This is a genomic window from Psychrobacter sp. NG27, from assembly GCF_016106655.1.
Lineage (GTDB): Bacteria > Pseudomonadota > Gammaproteobacteria > Pseudomonadales > Moraxellaceae > Psychrobacter.
The window spans coordinates 476,437-493,297 of the sequence record NZ_JADGIN010000001.1; the positions used below are offsets into that span (position 1 = coordinate 476,437).

The 16,861-nt window shown below is 44.8% G+C and carries 13 protein-coding genes; 3 read left to right on the plus strand and 10 right to left on the minus strand.

Annotation, left to right across the window (positions count from 1 at the left end; translation table 11 throughout):
* The first annotated feature begins 270 nt into the window (after positions 1–270).
* Together IP485_RS01915 and ppk2 are read left to right on the plus strand one after the other, a co-directional pair.
* Complete coding sequence (locus tag IP485_RS01915) at positions 271–1,767, plus strand: acetyl-CoA C-acetyltransferase (protein WP_198325763.1); 1,497 nt, start codon at positions 271–273, stop codon at positions 1,765–1,767.
* Between the two features lie 184 nt (positions 1,768–1,951).
* Positions 1,952–3,031 carry a polyphosphate kinase 2 gene (gene ppk2, locus IP485_RS01920; protein ID WP_265090928.1) on the plus strand — a complete coding sequence of 360 codons (1,080 nt, stop codon included), beginning with the start codon at positions 1,952–1,954 and terminating at the stop codon, positions 3,029–3,031.
* Between the two features lie 350 nt (positions 3,032–3,381).
* Here ppk2 and IP485_RS01925 read toward each other — a convergent pair whose 3' ends face one another.
* The 10 genes from IP485_RS01925 to rsmG form a co-directional block, all read right to left on the minus strand.
* A complete protein-coding gene (locus IP485_RS01925) occupies positions 3,382–3,729 on the minus strand; it encodes a PilZ domain-containing protein (RefSeq protein WP_198325764.1) in 348 nt (115 codons plus the stop codon).
* A gap of 230 nt (positions 3,730–3,959) precedes the next feature.
* Entirely contained in the window at positions 3,960–5,096 is a 1,137-nt protein-coding gene (locus IP485_RS01930) for a DNA polymerase III subunit delta' (protein WP_198325765.1), read from the minus strand.
* 97 nt (positions 5,097–5,193) lie between these two features.
* Positions 5,194–6,000, minus strand: coding sequence for a 3-deoxy-manno-octulosonate cytidylyltransferase (gene kdsB, locus IP485_RS01935; protein ID WP_198325766.1), 807 nt, complete (start codon positions 5,998–6,000; stop codon positions 5,194–5,196).
* 50 nt (positions 6,001–6,050) lie between these two features.
* A complete protein-coding gene (lpxK, locus tag IP485_RS01940) occupies positions 6,051–7,196 on the minus strand; it encodes a tetraacyldisaccharide 4'-kinase (RefSeq protein ID WP_198325767.1) in 1,146 nt (381 codons plus the stop codon).
* A gap of 75 nt (positions 7,197–7,271) precedes the next feature.
* Complete coding sequence (gene msbA / locus IP485_RS01945) at positions 7,272–9,056, minus strand: lipid A export permease/ATP-binding protein MsbA (RefSeq protein WP_198325768.1); 1,785 nt, start codon at positions 9,054–9,056, stop codon at positions 7,272–7,274.
* Between the two features lie 116 nt (positions 9,057–9,172).
* Complete coding sequence (locus IP485_RS01950; protein WP_198325769.1) at positions 9,173–9,604, minus strand: ExbD/TolR family protein; 432 nt, start codon at positions 9,602–9,604, stop codon at positions 9,173–9,175.
* Positions 9,605–9,679: 75 nt separating this feature from the next.
* Positions 9,680–10,405, minus strand: coding sequence for a MotA/TolQ/ExbB proton channel family protein (locus IP485_RS01955; protein WP_227686366.1), 726 nt, complete (start codon positions 10,403–10,405; stop codon positions 9,680–9,682).
* Between the two features lie 94 nt (positions 10,406–10,499).
* Positions 10,500–11,660: a ParB/RepB/Spo0J family partition protein gene (locus tag IP485_RS01960; RefSeq protein ID WP_198325770.1), complete on the minus strand. Its 1,161-nt coding sequence runs from the start codon at positions 11,658–11,660 to the stop codon at positions 10,500–10,502.
* 113 nt (positions 11,661–11,773) lie between these two features.
* A complete protein-coding gene (locus IP485_RS01965) occupies positions 11,774–12,553 on the minus strand; it encodes a ParA family protein (RefSeq protein ID WP_198325771.1) in 780 nt (259 codons plus the stop codon).
* 174 nt (positions 12,554–12,727) lie between these two features.
* Positions 12,728–13,441 carry a 16S rRNA (guanine(527)-N(7))-methyltransferase RsmG gene (gene rsmG, locus IP485_RS01970; protein WP_198325772.1) on the minus strand — a complete coding sequence of 238 codons (714 nt, stop codon included), beginning with the start codon at positions 13,439–13,441 and terminating at the stop codon, positions 12,728–12,730.
* A 359-nt stretch (positions 13,442–13,800) separates the two neighbouring features.
* On the opposite strand from rsmG, the gene IP485_RS01975 reads away from it, so the two are divergent.
* Entirely contained in the window at positions 13,801–16,662 is a 2,862-nt protein-coding gene (locus IP485_RS01975) for an ATP-binding protein (RefSeq protein ID WP_198325773.1), read from the plus strand.
* Positions 16,663–16,861: the final 199 nt, after the last annotated feature.

Consider the following 16,861-nt stretch of genomic DNA (forward strand, 5'->3'; position numbering starts at 1 on the left):
CTATAATTGATAACAATATATTATCAAACATAGAATTGTGCAATGCTAATATTTCTTACTAGTCAGTCTATCAAAGCGATGAATAATGGTTATGAATTTATTATTGACCTGATACAAGCGTCACATCGTTTGCTAAAGATATACATTAACTGAATAAAAACACCTTATGATAAGCATCTATGTCACATAATAAATGATAATATTTATTGATTAAGACAAGTTGCCTATTTTTTAACTTTTTTTCTACACATACTTTTTAAGGATAATACTATGAGTAATAAAAACAATCATCCAGACAGTCCTGTTGTTGAAAGCACTGTTGTTAAAGCGACTAGTACCAAAGCGGACAATACCAAAAAAGAAACCGCTGCTAAAGAAAGCACTGTTAAAGAAACTGCCAGCAAAAAAGTAGCTGATGATAAAGTAGATGCGCCTGCTGCCAAAAAGCCTACCGCTAAAAAAGCCAGCCAAGCAAAGCCTGCATCAGGCCTAAACCGTGTGGCCATCATCGGTGGTAACCGTATTCCATTTGCACGCTCAAACGGTCCGTATGCTGACGTCAGCAACACAGACATGCTAACGGCTGCTTTAGATGGTTTGGTTGAGCGTTACAACCTACAAGGTGAGACACTAGGTGAAGTGGTATCTGGCGCTGTCATGAAACTGAGCCGCGATATCAACCTAACTCGTGAAGCAACATTGAACACAGCATTGAACCCGCACACGCCAACTTATGACATCTCACAAGCTTGTGGTACTGGCTTACAAGCGACCTTTGCCTCTGCAAACAAGATTGCACTTGGTCTTATCGATTCAGCCATCACTGGCGGTGTAGACACGACCTCTGATGCGCCTATCGCAGTTGGCGATGGCCTACGTAAAGTACTTATCAAACTGGGTGCCGCAAAAGACAACAAGCAACGCCTAAAAGCGTTGATGGGTCTAAACCCAAAAGACTTGATTGATTCACCGCAAAATGGCGAGCCACGCACGGGTTTATCAATGGGTGAGCACCAAGCGATCACGACGCTTGAGTGGAACATCAGCCGCGAAGCACAAGATGAGCTTGCGTTCAATAGTCATCAAAACCTAACACGTGCTTATGATGAAGGTTTCTTTGACGACTTAATCACGCCGTACAAAGGTCTGACTCGTGACAACAACTTGCGCCCAGACACAACCTTAGAAAAACTGGCTAAACTCAGACCTGTATTTGGCAAAAAGAATGCCAATCCAACGATGACTGCTGCCAACTCTACACCGCTAACTGACGGTGCTTCTTGTGTGCTATTGGGTACGGATGAGTGGGCAAAAGAGCATGGTCTAAAACCGCTTGCCTATATCGTGCATCAAGAAACGGCTGCGGTTGACTTCATTGGTAAATCTGGCACGACTGAAGGCCTGCTAATGGCACCAGCGTATGCCGTACCGCGTATGCTTGAACGTGCTGGTCTGACGCTACAAGATTTTGACTTTTATGAGATTCATGAAGCCTTTGCTTCACAAGTATTGTCAACACTTGCGTCGTGGGAAGATGAGAAATTCTGCGAAGAGCGCCTAGGATTAGAGGCACCACTAGGATCTATCGATCGTAGCAAACTAAACGTTAATGGCTCATCATTGGCTGCAGGTCATCCGTTTGCTGCTACTGGTGGTCGTATCTTAGCCACTGCTGCCAAACTACTCGATCAAAAAGGCTCAGGCCGTGCACTCATCTCTATCTGCGCAGCAGGTGGTCAAGGTGTGACTTGTATTCTAGAAAAATAATCTGGATTGTATGTAGTCTAAAAAGAGAGATACGCTGACTTATTATTTTAATCAGCATCTGTCTGTAAAAATGCCCTTTAATTAACTTAAAGGGCATTTTTTATTGCCCGTATTTTGTTATTATAAAAGTGAACGAGGGAGCACCATCTTACAAAATCCAATATGCCAAACAAAGGTAATATTTATGGGTAAGACAAAATATTTATTAGAAAAGCTGAGGGAAGTCATTTTTGGTTCTGAGAAATTTGTGATGACAGAACCGCGTACAACGGCTGACTTTGAATCTTTAGCGACTAAAGAGCATGTGGATCAATATAATCGAGAACAATCCATTCTTTTAGAGCGTATCGAAAAAGAAGTTCTGGATGATGAGTTACGTCGAAAAATGCACCAAGATTTAATCGATACCTATGATGAAGAGCTTGAGAATGAAATAGATGACTGTGCACGTGATTTTCGTTTTGATGGACGCGAGATGAGCGAACAAGAAAAACTAGACAGACGAACATATTTTCACGAATTGGTACGACTACAACGAGAGCTCATAAAGCTACAAGACTGGGTCGTTGATCGCGGTGAGCGCATTGTTGTTATCTTTGAGGGGCGTGATTCTGCTGGTAAGGGTGGCGCTATTAAACGCATCACTCAGCGTTTGAACCCCAGAGTTTGCCGTGTTGCCGCATTACCCGCTCCCACGGAACGTGAGCAGACGCAGTGGTATTTTCAGCGTTATGTCGCTCACTTGCCAGCAGCTGGCGAGATTGTATTGTTTGACCGCAGTTGGTATAACCGCGGCGGTGTTGAGCATGTGATGGGCTTCTGTACAGAAGCACAGTATGAAGAGTTTTTTCAATCGGTACCAGAGTTTGAGCGTATGCTGGTACGCTCAGGCATTCGCTTAGTAAAATACTGGTTTTCTATTACTGATGATGAGCAACATGCACGATTTATGAGCCGAATATATGATCCGCTTAAGCAGTGGAAACTCTCGCCAATGGACTTGCAGTCGCGCCGACGCTGGGAAGACTACACCAAAGCCAAAGAAACCATGTTTGAGCGCACTCATATTCCTGAAGCACCGTGGTGGGTGGTCGAGGGCAACAATAAAAAACGTGCTAGGCTGAACTGTATAGCCCATTTGCTCGAACAAATCCCGTATAAAGAAGTGCCTCGTGACGAGGTTGAATTACCCAATCGCAAACGCGATGATGAATATTACCGCGAACCTATCCCAAATGATATGTATGTGCCGCCGCGTTATTAGAACGCTTTCACATTCCGCCAGTTTGTTGATATAGTCAAAGAAATCTAAAACAGCTACAAGGTAGCCTACCGCAGATTGTACATATAGTACCTCTAGGGAGGGTAACACCGTAGCGGTTTAGTAGTTCACTGACTATACTTCTACTAAAAAGCAGCCTTATATCAAGTATAAGGCTGCTTTTTTATGGCGATATTTATTTAAAACTGATTATATAGTCGGTTCAATATAATCTGGATACAAGGAAGGCGAGTGAAAGTACTACAACTTGTAGACTAAGCAAGCCTGACACCGTATCCAATTTCTAGAGGATTGAATATAGCAGTGGGTAAAAATATCGATAGTTATACAGACTACATCGTATAAGTCGATTGTAAGCTATCAATTTTACCTGCCAGTAGCCGCTCAACCTCGTTCTTTATTCTGAGTCCCGCAATATCAGTGCCGATTTGGACGGCAAACCCTGCTGGTCGACCGCCCTGCGCTTTAGAGTTGATCCAAACCACCTTGCCGTTCATAGGTAGGCGTTCACTTGAGTTAGGAAGTGTGATCGCAATGAATACCTCATTGCCAAGTTTTTGCGGTTGGTCGGAAGGCACAAATAGAGCGCCATTAGTCACAAAAGACAAATAGCTGGCATACAGCATCTCGATATTTTCAATATGACAGGTCAAAATCCCGCCACGTCCTGGCATTGCCATAGTTAGCTTCCTTGATTAAGTGGGTCTACTATATTTTATGAATTATTAAGCTTGTCAGGCATTTATACCATGTAAATCAAAGCATTTACGAACAGCTACGCATGATTTATTATTATCATATAGTCAGTTCAATATAATTTCGATACAAGGAAACCGAGTGCAAGTTATACATTAGTATGCTTAGCGAGGATGACGATGTAGCGGATTTATATAGACTTGACTATACCACGCTATAAATAAGCCAACTCTTGCATTAGCTTATCATAGGCAAATTTTTCTTGCACATTTTGTTGTAGGGCAATTTTGGTCTGCTGTAAGCTAGTGGCAAACGTCTCAAGAGCACTGTTTATAGGTTGATAAGAAGCCAAAATTTCAGACAGACTCATGTCTTTTTGTAGTTCATCTAGCCCCAGACAAACGCGGCGTATATCCAATAGCATCAGCTCAGACAATTGAATAAATGCCTTGATATCTAACTGGTTTTGCCAATAGTCACTGGCTGCAATGCTGCTGCGCTTGCCGCTACGTAATGCTTGCCACGTCGTCAGCCAGAGTGCACGTTTACTGTACCATGGTGTCTGCGCTAAAGCGATTGCCGCCAGTGGTGCACCATTGCTCAGCTGTATAAGCTGATGGATCGCCGAATCGCCCACTGCTTCGCGATTGATTGTTGATCCAAGCGCCTGCGTCACATAATCAGCGGCGATAGATGACTCAATGCTCTGTAATGCCAACTGCTGTACCCGGCTTTTAATGGTTGGTAATAGCTGAGCTGGGCTATCACTAATCAGGAACAAATGTACTTGCGACTGCGGCTCTTCTAATGTTTTGAGTAGGGCATTAGCAGCAGCAATGGTCATTTGTTCTGCATGATCTAACACACAGATGCGCATGCCTTGCCCGCCTTGATAAATAAAAGGCTGTAAAGCGCGAATATCATCTATCTTAGTCTTTAGAGCCGTATTACTGGTTGTTTTGGCAGCCTTCTTGTCTTTTGTGGTGCTGCTTGGTTTTTCTTTAGTAGTGCTGTCTTCTGCACGCATGGGCATGCTGATGAGAGGCAATACCTGCAAGCTTGGATGCGTGCCTGATTTGAGCCATTGGCAGCTTTCACATATACCGCAAGCACCAGATAGATGCGCTTGACGCTCGCGGCACAGTAGCCACGCGACCAATCTCCATACAAAAGCGCGCTTACCCATACCTTGCATACCAGCCGCTAGTAACGCGTGGGGTATCGACTGCTGCGATGCCAACACTCGCTTTGTCATCTGTGACCACAATCCCTGCTGCCAAGGCAAAAGCGGAGCAAAATACACAGTATCAGAAATCTCTGGTGCGTGGGTACTTCCTGTCAGATCATTCATAGTGAGGGCTCTATCAGATGGGATTGGTTAAGACACAGCTCGAAAACGATGTGCTAGATAGCTATCAAACTTGATTAAAGCGAAGCCATATCGTCAATCAGCTAAGATCAAAGTCAGCCAAACTCATCGCATTTAAGCGATCCAAATCTTCTTGTGTGTCGACACCTGCAGGCAATTGGCAGGCCGCAACGGCAATGGCAATATGCTCAGCGTTTTCTAAAACACGCAGCTGCTCTAGACTTTCCATGATTTCTAGTGGCGTTTGTGGCCAATGCACAAACTGCTCCAACAGACTGACTCTATACGCGTATAACCCTAGATGACGATAGGCATTTTTTGGGGCTGATGTTTGCAGCTCGTTTGCCAATGCAACATCACGGTCACAAGGAATCGGCGCTCGGCTAAAATACAGCGCACGCTGCCGATTATTGGCCTGCTGACTGACCACTTTTACCACAGAAGGTCGCACGAATGTCTCATAGTCCTCGATAGGCTCACACAGCGTCGCCATCACACTGTCTTCGTCAGCTACCAACAGTGCCTGCACCTGTTCTAATAATAAAGGCGGTACGAGTGGTTCATCCCCTTGCATATTGACAACGATATCATTACTGGCCCAACCTTTGATGGCGGCAACTTCTGCCAAGCGATCTGTACCTGAAGCGTGCTCGCTACTGGTCATCACCACATCAAACCCCGCCTCTGTACATACTTTAGCAATACGTTCGTCATCGGTTGCAATACACAAGTCATCAGCGAAATCCGCAGCCTGTGCTTTTTCGGCCACCCACAGTATCATCGGCTTACCATGTATCTGTAGTAATGGTTTGCCAGGCAGACGAGTACTTTTAAAGCGTGCAGGAATAACAATATGGGTTTTGGCAGATGTGGTGACAGGCGACATGGTTTGTTCCTATAAATTTTTTGGCAATGTAAAGTATTAGTGGTTATCTATCACGTAGTTTTCATACGGATATCAGTATCAGACTGAATACCTAGTGTCTTGAGTTGCTCGTCTAAATTGTCATAACAGCTATCGGATAATATAGCTGTGACCGGCAACACCCACAGTCTACTGACCAGCTCTATATACTCATCACTTAGGACTTGCGCTGCTATATACGCTGATAGTAATGCTCTTATTTTGACCGCATCTTTACTCGTGACCACAATCGGATAGTCAGAGTACTGTAATAGCTCAGCCAAGCTAAAATCATAATGGTCAGGATAAGGATGACCGATTACCTCAAAGCCAATAGAACCCAAGGTATCAAAGAAACGCTGCGGATAACCAATCCCGCTGACGGCGTGTACCTGACTGCCCTTTTCAGGCATGCCAATATTGTTCACTTTGGCATTAGTTTTGTTAGTACCAGTTGGTTCAGGTTGCCACAAGTGATGCAATTTGTCAGGCATTAAATGCATAGTCGAATGATTGGCTAGAGGCAGCATATTATTGTCTTTATTATTACGAATTGCACCTGTCTCTAACTTTTCATGATAAATGACAGTGGTACCCTGCAGTCGTGACATTGGCTCACGTAAAAACCCTGTTGGCAGTAGCTGCTCATTGCCAAAACCGCGTGCCGAATCGACCACAATCCACTCGATATCACGTTGCAACGCATAATGCTGCAAGCCATCATCTGCAATAATTAATTGTAAATCTGGATAAGCATCTAATAAGGTGGTCACTGCTTGCTGACGATCGGGGCATACTGCCATCCCAGCCCCTGTCATATTGACAATTAAGCAAGGCTCATCCCCTACTACATTTGGCAAACTAATCGCGGTAACCAATGCTGGCATTTGACTCGAATCCCCACCGTAGCCGCGACTGATAATCCCGACTTCAACGCCTTTGTCTTGTAAATAATCAACCAATGCAATAATCAATGGCGTTTTTCCGCTACCGCCCACACTGATATTACCAATGACCATGATGGGAATAGGTGCACGATAACTAGATAGCAAACCAATTTTATAAGCTTGACGACGAAGCATCGTGATGAGTCCGTACAACCAGCTAATGGGTAGCAATAGCCACAACCAAAGGGCTTTGCGTTGCCATGCACGTGTCACTGTCGTTTCAATGCTCATGTTTATTGACCACTTAATCTATAAATTCAGTGCTGCTTTATCATAAAATACATATTGAAATAGAATCACATGACTCTATTCAAAATCACGGTCATACATCTGTGCATAATGGCCTTGCAACTGCATCAATTCTGTATGTGTGCCTAGCTCGACAATCTGCCCTGCATCCAACACAGCGATACGATCAGCAGACTCGATAGTGGTCAGTCTATGCGCAATCACCAATGTCGTGCGGTTTTTCATCACATTGTCTAGCGCTTGCTGAATATAATGCTCTGACTCGTTGTCCAGCGCACTGGTCGCTTCATCCAAAATAAGAATAGGCGCATCTTTTAGTAGTGCGCGCGCAATAGACAAGCGCTGACGCTGACCACCGGATAGTTGCAAACCTTCGGCACCGATTTCGCTTTGGTAGCCATTTGGCATTTTCATAATAAAATCATGAGCAAAAGCATCTTTTGCAGCGCGCTCAACGTCGGACTGACTCTTATTGGCTAAACTGCCATAAGCGATGTTGTTAAATACCGTCGTATTAAACAGAACCACTTGCTGATTGACCATCGCAATCTGAGCACGCAGGCTCTCAAGTTTTATGTCTTCAATAGGCATACCATCCAGTGTGATCTGTCCTGAAGTTGTGGTGAGCGTACGTGTTAACAAGTTTACCAAGGAGGATTTACCTGCCCCGCTACGCCCTACCAATGCAACGGTCTCTCCTGCACGGATATCTAACGTAAAGTCGCGCAGTGCCACTGTTGAATCTGGATAGATCAAACTGACATTATCGAGCTTCATCTCACCGGTTAAGGCTGAGCTGAGCACACCTGTATCTTGTTCTTCTGGCTCATCTAGTAGCGCAAAAATTGACTCGCCAGCTGCGATGCCTTTTTGCAATTTTTGGTTCACATCTGTCAGCGAACGAACGGGCTTACTTAGTAGACCAGCCGCCGCGATATAGGAGATGAACTCACCAGCCGAGATATTATTAATCACCGATGGACGCAGTGCGAGCCAAACCACAACTGACATCGCTATTGCCATCAATAGCTGTACTGCTGGCGTATTGATACTATTGGTAACAACCACCTTCATACCTTGGCGTAGATTCTTTTTTGATGTCTTATCAAAACGTTCGGCTTCGTATGCTTGTCCGCCATAGTTTTTGACCACTTGATAGCCGCCGATGACTTCATTGGTAATATGACTGACATCACCCATCGTCTCTTGAATGCCCTTAGACAATTTTAGGTAACGCTTAGATGCGATGCGAATAAGCCATAGTATTGGTGGTAGTACCAAAAATAAAATTAAGGTCAAACGCCAATTGCTATAGAGCAAAAATCCAAGCAAAGCCACTACTGTCAGGCCATCACGCAACACCGTCTTCATAGATTCTGTACTGGCTGCTGTGACCTGTTCCACATCAAATATAAGCTTTGATGAAATAGTACCTGCTGGATTGGCCAAATAAAATGAGCTTGGTAAACGCAGCAATTTATTAAAAACCTCTACTCGCAATTCATACACCAAGTTACGCGAGACCAAAGCAGAATAATAGTTACCCAAAAAACTACCCAAACCACGTACGAAGAACAATGCGATAATCAGTAATGGAAACAGGTTCTGCTTGCTTTGATCGCCTTGATTGATAGCGTCAGTAATGTACTGCAAAAGCTTAGCAATCCATATCTCTGTTCCAGCATTAATCGCAAAACCTAACACAGTCAGTGCCAATGCCCACCAATAAGGCTTTAAATACCTTAGTAGACGAAGTAGAGTCTGACGTTTAGGCGTCGTTGATGGCTCCGCTGACAGTTTATTAGCGGATGCTTTTGAGTCGGATTGATATATTTGGCTCATAAAAGCCTCGATTTGGGTATTATGATATGAATAAACTGTGCTAAAAGCACAGCTTCATAGGATTATTAGTGACACTAACGTAGCTATATAAAACAGCGATATAAAGCAACTATATACTATTGCGGTAATGGTTGACCCAGAGGTACAACCGTACTGATATTGAGGTTCAAAAACCCTAGCTTTCCTGCGACGTCCATTACCCGTACCACAGATTGATGAGTGGCATTAGCATCAGCAGCAATCACAAAGAGCATATCACGATTACTACCTGCCTCTTGCTGTAGCATGCTGATCAATTCAGCCTCATTACTATTGGCAAGGGTGATGCCATTCACTGAATAACTGCCGTCCTCTTGTACCGCGACTTCAATGCTGTTGCTTTGTTCGGTGAGCGCGACACCTTCAGCGTCAGGAAGAATAATATTTAGACGACTAAAGTGGTTAAAAGAAGTCGCTAATAGCAGAAATACAATCAAAAACAATAAGCAGTCAATCATCGGCGTTAGATTAATTTCAAGTGGCTCAACCGTCGGTTTTCTAAAGCGCATATCCGTCTCTTCAATTTAACTGCCAATCATAGGATTGAGCATGCTTGTCTATAGAACCTTACTGACTATAGCGCCCTATAGCGCAGCGATGCTGGCTTTGTCTGAGCCTAACCCATCAAATGACTGATCATCAGCCATACTGTCATCGACTGGCACATAATTAGCAGGCATCGCCACATGAGCATAATCAAGCAACTGATAATCATATAGCTCTTGCACCATCAGCCCTGCTTGGGTCTCAAACTGAGCATTGATGTCGATAATACGGCGCTGAAAATATCGATAAGCCACCAGTGCAGGAATCGCAACAACCATACCAGCAGCAGTTGTAATAAGCGCTTGTGAGACGCCAGCGGCTAACATCGTTGGGTCTTGCATGGCCCCATCAGTAATCGCCAAGAAGGATGAGATGATGCCTAGCACTGTCCCTAGCAAACCGAGCAATGGCGAAATCGCGCCAATCGTACCTAGCATATTGATGTTTTTTTCTAAATGATGTATTTGCACACTAGCACGGTTTTGCATATGCATGGTCATAGACTCTAGACCATACTGGCGATACAGCAAGCCGGTCGCTAGAATATCACCAAGCGCCGTTTTCTCTCGAACATTCATCAATTGCGTGCGGCCAATATCGCCATTTTCGCGCAGGCGAGTAATGAGCTGCTCACGTAATCTGCTGGGAACGATTTTATTGAACTGTAGGGTATGGCTCCGCTCGATGATGATCACCAGTGCGAGTATTGAGCACACAACAATAGGTGTCATCAGCCAGCCACCCGCTTTTACCAACTCCCACATATTCAGTTTCTTCCATGTTGTTGAAAAAATCGTTGCTATCGTTGCTATGCAGGCAAGTCAGTATATGAATAGACAATGCTAACTCGACCCTATATTAAGACTGTGCTTCTATATGCTTGATTAAAGCGGCTAGCTGATCCTGACTTTCAAAGAAAATCTCAACACTGCCCTGCCCATCTTTTTTATGTTTCAGCTTAACTTGTGCACCCAACATATCGGTCAGTCTTTGGGTCAGACGTTCAGCGTCACGAGACTGCGCTTGTTCGATACGATTGGCTTTGGGCGCAGGCTGCAGTATTGATTTGACCAGTTTTTCAGCCTCTCGCACCGTCATGCCGCCATCGATGATTTTTTGGGCAATAATAGGCTGCTGCTCAGAAGATAGCGCAAGCAGCGTGCGCGCATGACCCATATCTAATGCACTGCTGGCTAAATGATCTTTTACCGTATCATGCAGTTGGTTGAGGCGTAATAAGTTCGATACTGTCGTACGCGCCTTACCAACGACCTCAGCAATCATCGCATGACTCATGCCAAACTCTGTATGAAAGCGTTGTAATGCCGCCGCCTGTTCGATCACTGATAAATCTTCACGCTGAATGTTTTCAATCAGTGCTAGCGCGATCGCCAACTCATCTGACAAGGCACGCTCAATGGCTGGGATAACAGATTTTCCTGCCATTTTTGCCGCGCGCCAGCGACGCTCACCTGCAATAATCTCATGGGTGACAAATGCCTCGCTTTTGTCCTCGTTTGCCAGTAGCGGACGAATAACAATAGGCTGCATCACCCCATGCTGCTCAATAGAAGACGCCAATTCTGCAAGGGCAGTCTCACTCATATCACGGCGTGGCTGGTATTTACCTGCCTGTAGACGAGTGACGTCAATTTGTACCAAACTGATTTGATCTTCAGTGCTGGCATCAACGCCACTGACACGATTTTTGTTAGCGCCAGTTTTATGCATGCTGCTCTTACTTGTCGCACGCGGCGCACGAGTTTTTCGCTGACTGACGTCATTATCATCAGCAGCAATTGAACGAACCGTTGACTTATCATTGTCTGACGTGCGATCTGTGTTCGCTGATTGGCTAGCGTTTGGCATATCGGTATCTGGCGCATCAGTAAGCAAAGAATTGTCGCGCGCTGCCATGTCATCTTGCAATGCAGAGGCGGTAATTTGCTTTTCTTTTTTGATTGACCCAAGCAAGGCATCTAAACCTCGATTAGCCGCCAACCCTCTTTTCTTCGCCATGATTGCCTATCCTCTAACACTAAAATAAAAGCCAATTGATTACTGATACGGCTTACTGAATATGCTGTTAAATACTTTTTTATCGAATTCTTTTTATCAAAAAATTATTAAAACTAACTGCTTTGTTTCATCACTTCAGCGGCCAGCTTTTGATAAGCGCGTGCGCCTTTTGACCATCTCTCGTACGCGATGACTGGCAGCCCATGTGCGGGCGCTTCGGCTAAGCGGATATTTCTTGGAATATGCGTCTTATACATAATTTCCCCAAAATGTGCTTCTAACTCAGCAGAGACATCTCGAGCAAGTGTATTACGTGCATCAAATAAGGTTCTGACGACACCGCGAATATACAGCTTGGGGTTAAGCTCTGTTAAACGCTCAATCGTCTGTGACAAATCTGCCAATCCTTCAAGTGCATAGTATTCACACTGCATAGGGATAATCACACTATCAGTGGCGACCAAGGCATTGATAGTCAGCAAGTTTAAGCTTGGCGCACAATCTATAATCACATAATCATAGGCGGGTTTTTGCTGGGCAACTTGATCATTAACCAGTGCTGTCATCGCCGTTTTAAACAGCTCATGGCTGTCGGTCTTGCTCATCAAGGTGATATCCATGCCAGCCAAGTCGCGATTGGCACCAATGACATCAAACCCAGCAGGACTGGCCACGATAGCATCAGATAATGACACACCATCGAGTAGCACATCTGCTATCGTCAGCGCGAGCTCGTTTTTGTCGACACCAGTACCACTAGTCGCATTGCCTTGTGGGTCTAGGTCAATCAGCAGTACGTGCTTGCGCTTTGCAGCCAAACTGGCGGTCAGATTTACCGCTGTTGTGGTTTTACCCACGCCGCCTTTCTGATTCGCAATTGCGATGATTTCCATACACTCACTCGATTTCATTGGGGTCTATTACTGATTCTTTTCTTACGATCAACTCAGCTGCGATAAATGTTAATGCTGTTAGATACTATGTCATTTAGCCAGAGACGTAAACTGTGTTTCACAAAAAACTGTCTTTGTTTCATGACTACTCAATCACTTAAAAGCATTAATCGCTTAGGCAATTCGACTGGACATTTCAATTAAATGACGGCTGTCATGTAGACGCGGCACGCTCAGCTTGATGGTTTTGATATGCCAATCACCCTCTAACGCTTGCAGTTCTTCCTCGCTTGGCGCTTTACCTTTCATCGCACATAAGTACCCGCCATCCGCCAGTCTTGGTTGTGCCACTTCTACGAAGTCTATCAGACTGGCAAAGGCTCTAGATGTCACCACAGCATAGCTAGCCTCATGGGCTTCGATACGCGAAGCAATGGGCTGCATATTACTCAAACCAAGCTCACTACTGATCTGCTTGATAAAACGGATTTTCTTTTGGTTACTATCAAGCGCCGTACAAGGGCGCTCAGGCTGACAAATCGCAATAATTACTGCAGGCAATCCTGCGCCTGTGCCGATATCCAGCAGCGAGCCTGATGGTAAATGCGTTATAATAGACAAACAATCAATCACATGCTTGATCAGGGCTTCTTCTGGATCCGTGATGGCGGTCAGATTATACGCTTTATTCCACAACAAAAGCTGGTCTAAGTACAACAATAACGTGCGCTTCTGCATCTGGGTTAACGATAAACCCAGCTCATTGACGGCTTGTGCCAAGATATTGGCCAGCTTTGGCAATTGCGACCCAAGCTTTACAAAGCCGGTTGGATCAATGCGGATAGTACCTGTGCTAGCAGAAGATGTGGTTTTAGCGGAAGCTGACATACAACAAGTTATCCAGTTTTGACATGTGAACCGACTATTTTATCATGCAGTCTGCTCATTGAATAGTTGCAGATTGCGCCAATGTGCGACATCTTATACTATCTGCGCCTATCATGAGGCGTTATTCTGCTTTGATAGCATCGAATATCCTGATTAACGGGCTTGTTTGTACTGGCCATACTAGTGATTTTTATAGATATAATACAAAATACGTATAATAGTATGGTTAAAACATAACCATATCTTGTAGTATGTCTTGATTGATTCACTATATTATAGACACTTAGAATAAATACGAAACACCAAGCTCGATAGAATACCGACTCCTTTAATACCTTTAAGATGATGCCTCAACGCCTATGACCGAACATTTACACACACCCCTATCTGATGTATCAAAAGATGCTAACTATGTAGCATCACCTACTACTGACTCATCAGAGGCTAAGAAAGATGACGCTCAGACGCCGCATCCTATATTCGTCGAGGTTCAGCAAAACTGTGCCATTTCAGCTGAGCAACTAAAGCGTTATAGCGACCCTGATGATCTGCCAACAGATACCCGTACTGCGCCTGACTTAGATGTTGGCTTTGGTCAACAGCGTGCGCTTAAAGCCTTGCATACGGCTCTAGATATAAAAGCGAGTGGATACCATGTATTTGCTGCAGGCGAGAACGGTTTAGGCAAACGCACCATCATTAGCCGTTTACTGACCCGTATTGCTGCTGATGAGACGACACCTGACGACTGGGTCTATGTGCATAATTTTACCGATCCACGCACTCCATTGGCGTTGCGCCTGTCTGCCGGTCAAGCATCCCTGTTGCAACAGCAAGTCAACCACTTGTGGCAACACGCCAAAAAACGCCTAGGCCAACGCTTTCGAAGTGACCAGTACCAAAGCAAAATTGAAGCCATCAAAAACAACACGCATCAAAAAGAAAGTCAGGCTTATGAGGTGCTCAACGCTGAGGGTAAACAATACGATTTGGCCTTGACGTTCCGCCCTTTTGATAATAAAGCTGTGTTCGTTCATCCCAGTAAGCTTACGGTAGAGAATGAGGGTAACGATAATAAAGCTGCTATTAATAACCATGAGCGTACTTCAACAGCAGAAGACCGCCTTGAAGCTGATACTCTTGATCTGAATAACAATGCCAATATTGATAGCGATAATGCCTTTGGTGATAGCAACTATGGCAACAGTGACTATGAGGCAGAACTAAGTAACTTTGCACAAAAAAACCATATGCAAAAGCGGCTCAGTCAACTAACGATTGCACTTGAGCAGTTAGAAGATGAGGCCAATGATGCTATAGAGGCGTTACATCGTAGTATTGCCCAGCGCGCGCTAGAGCCATTATTTACACCTATTTATGAGCAGTTCACCGCGCATCCGCTGGTCATCGAGTATCTTAAAACGGTATTTTCTGACATGGTTACCCATGTCGAGCGTATCGTCAATGGTGATGATGAAGAGTTTGTGACTGCAGCCCTTGCCACAACACCCAGTCGCTATGCGGTCAATATTATTGTGAGTCATACGCCAGAAAGTGGCGCGCCTGTGGTGTTTGAAGACTTACCAACCCATCTCAACTTGCTGGGCCATGTCGAGCAAATCACGCAACTGGGTACAGTCACAACCGATGTCAGCATGATTCGAGCAGGGGCGCTGCACCGTGCCAATGGTGGTTATTTACTGTTAGAGGCCAGCCACTTGCTTGAACACCCTTATGCATGGCAAGGATTAAAGCGTGCGCTGCAATCTCGCAAAATAAAACTCTCTAGCCTTGAGCAGATGCTGACGTTAACTGGCAGTTTGTCGTTATCGCCTGCCCCGATTGAGCTAGATATCAAAGTTATTTTGTTGGGTGAAGCGGATCTTTACTATGAGCTGTTAGAGCTTGAGCCTGAGTTTGATGCTGTGTTCAAAGTCCGTGCTGACTTTCATGATGACGTGTCACGCACTAGCGAGCATGAACTGGCACTGGTCGCAAAAATGGCAGACATCATCGATTATGCCGACCTATATCCTTTTGACAGTAGCGCACAAGCCACTTTGCTTGAGCATTTAAGCTTACAAGCTGAAGAGCAAGACCGTTTGAGCTTGCATAGCGACTTACTGATTAAACTGCTGCATGAGTCAAACCGCCATGCCCGCTTGGATGATCAAAAGTTGGTGACAGCTGATCACGTTACTCAAGCAATCGATGATATGGATGAGCGCTCAGGATATCTTCGTGATCTGTACTGGGATGAGCTCAAAAATGGTCAGCAGCTTATCCAAACCAAAGGCGTTGCTGTTGGGCAGGTCAACGCCTTAACCGTCGTCAGTTATGCGGACAGTGAGTTTGGCATGCCCGCCCGTCTGACTGCTGTCATTCAACCCAATATCGGTGCTGGTGAAATTCTAGATATTGAGCGCGATGTGGATTTAGGTGGCAGCCTGCATGCCAAAGGCATGCTCATCATGACCAGCTACTTACGTGCGCTCTTTAGCCAGCACCACGCGCTGAACTTTAGTGCGTCGCTCGCGTTTGAGCAAAGTTATGCCCAAATCGATGGTGACAGCGCTACCGTCAGCGAAGGCTGTGCGCTACTATCTGCCTTGGCAAACGTGCCGATCAACCAATCTCTCGCCATTACGGGCTCAATGAATCAATTGGGTGAAGTGCAAGCGGTTGGCGGTATCAATGCCAAAATCGCAGGATTCTTTGATGCGTGCCGAGAGCAAGCCCTAACTGGTGAGCAAGGCGTGGTCATTCCAATGGCCAATGTTAAGCAGTTGATGCTGCGTGACGATATCATTGAAGAAGTGAAAGCTGGCAACTTTCACATCTATGGCGTCTATACACTCAGCGAAGCATTGACATTGATGACAGGTCTACCCATTGATACGACGAATAAAAAAGACCGCTATCGCAAAGACACATTATTTGGCAAAGTACTAAGTCGTCTGATGCTTTGGGATGAAAACCAAAATAGTGGTGATGACATCGACGATGAAAAAAAGAATAAGAAATCAAAGAAAAATCGCAAAGCAAAGCACCACAAAAAGGCACCTAAGCGCAAAAAAGACACGCTTAAAAAGACAAAAAAAGACCCTGACAAAACTGATGATAAGCAAATTTCTGATGCTGAACAGCACTCTGGTATTGAGAAAAGCATCGATTATCAAGAAAAAATCAGACCCGTTGACATAATAGTAGACGACACATAGTGACGTAACCTGCTCGCTTATGACATTAAAGTATTCAACATTTGATAGAATATAAACGCAGACGAACGTCCCTAAACGCGATGCGGCTGTTCTGCGATGATAAACGCTTCTATAGTCGATTCAATTTAAAAGTATTACATGGCAACCGAGCGTAGAGGTATATTGAATACTTCAAGCGAGGTTGGCACAGTCATACTTT

What these genes read in the sequence shown, in the direction of transcription:
- IP485_RS01915 (WP_198325763.1), top strand. Translation starts at nt 271, where the DNA reads ATGAGTAATAAAAACAATCATCCAGACAGTCCTGTTGTTGAAAGCACT.
- IP485_RS01925 (WP_198325764.1), bottom strand. Translation starts at nt 3,729, where the DNA reads ATGGCAATGCCAGGACGTGGCGGGATTTTGACCTGTCATATTGAAAAT.
- rsmG (WP_198325772.1), bottom strand. Translation starts at nt 13,441, where the DNA reads ATGTCAGCTTCCGCTAAAACCACATCTTCTGCTAGCACAGGTACTATC.
- IP485_RS01965 (WP_198325771.1), bottom strand. Translation starts at nt 12,553, where the DNA reads ATGGAAATCATCGCAATTGCGAATCAGAAAGGCGGCGTGGGTAAAACC.
- IP485_RS01975 (WP_198325773.1), top strand. Translation starts at nt 13,801, where the DNA reads ATGACCGAACATTTACACACACCCCTATCTGATGTATCAAAAGATGCT.
- lpxK (WP_198325767.1), bottom strand. Translation starts at nt 7,196, where the DNA reads ATGAGCATTGAAACGACAGTGACACGTGCATGGCAACGCAAAGCCCTT.
- msbA (WP_198325768.1), bottom strand. Translation starts at nt 9,056, where the DNA reads ATGAGCCAAATATATCAATCCGACTCAAAAGCATCCGCTAATAAACTG.
- ppk2 (WP_265090928.1), top strand. Translation starts at nt 1,952, where the DNA reads ATGGGTAAGACAAAATATTTATTAGAAAAGCTGAGGGAAGTCATTTTT.
- kdsB (WP_198325766.1), bottom strand. Translation starts at nt 6,000, where the DNA reads ATGTCGCCTGTCACCACATCTGCCAAAACCCATATTGTTATTCCTGCA.
- IP485_RS01950 (WP_198325769.1), bottom strand. Translation starts at nt 9,604, where the DNA reads ATGCGCTTTAGAAAACCGACGGTTGAGCCACTTGAAATTAATCTAACG.
- IP485_RS01960 (WP_198325770.1), bottom strand. Translation starts at nt 11,660, where the DNA reads ATGGCGAAGAAAAGAGGGTTGGCGGCTAATCGAGGTTTAGATGCCTTG.
- IP485_RS01930 (WP_198325765.1), bottom strand. Translation starts at nt 5,096, where the DNA reads ATGAATGATCTGACAGGAAGTACCCACGCACCAGAGATTTCTGATACT.
- IP485_RS01955 (WP_227686366.1), bottom strand. Translation starts at nt 10,405, where the DNA reads ATGTGGGAGTTGGTAAAAGCGGGTGGCTGGCTGATGACACCTATTGTT.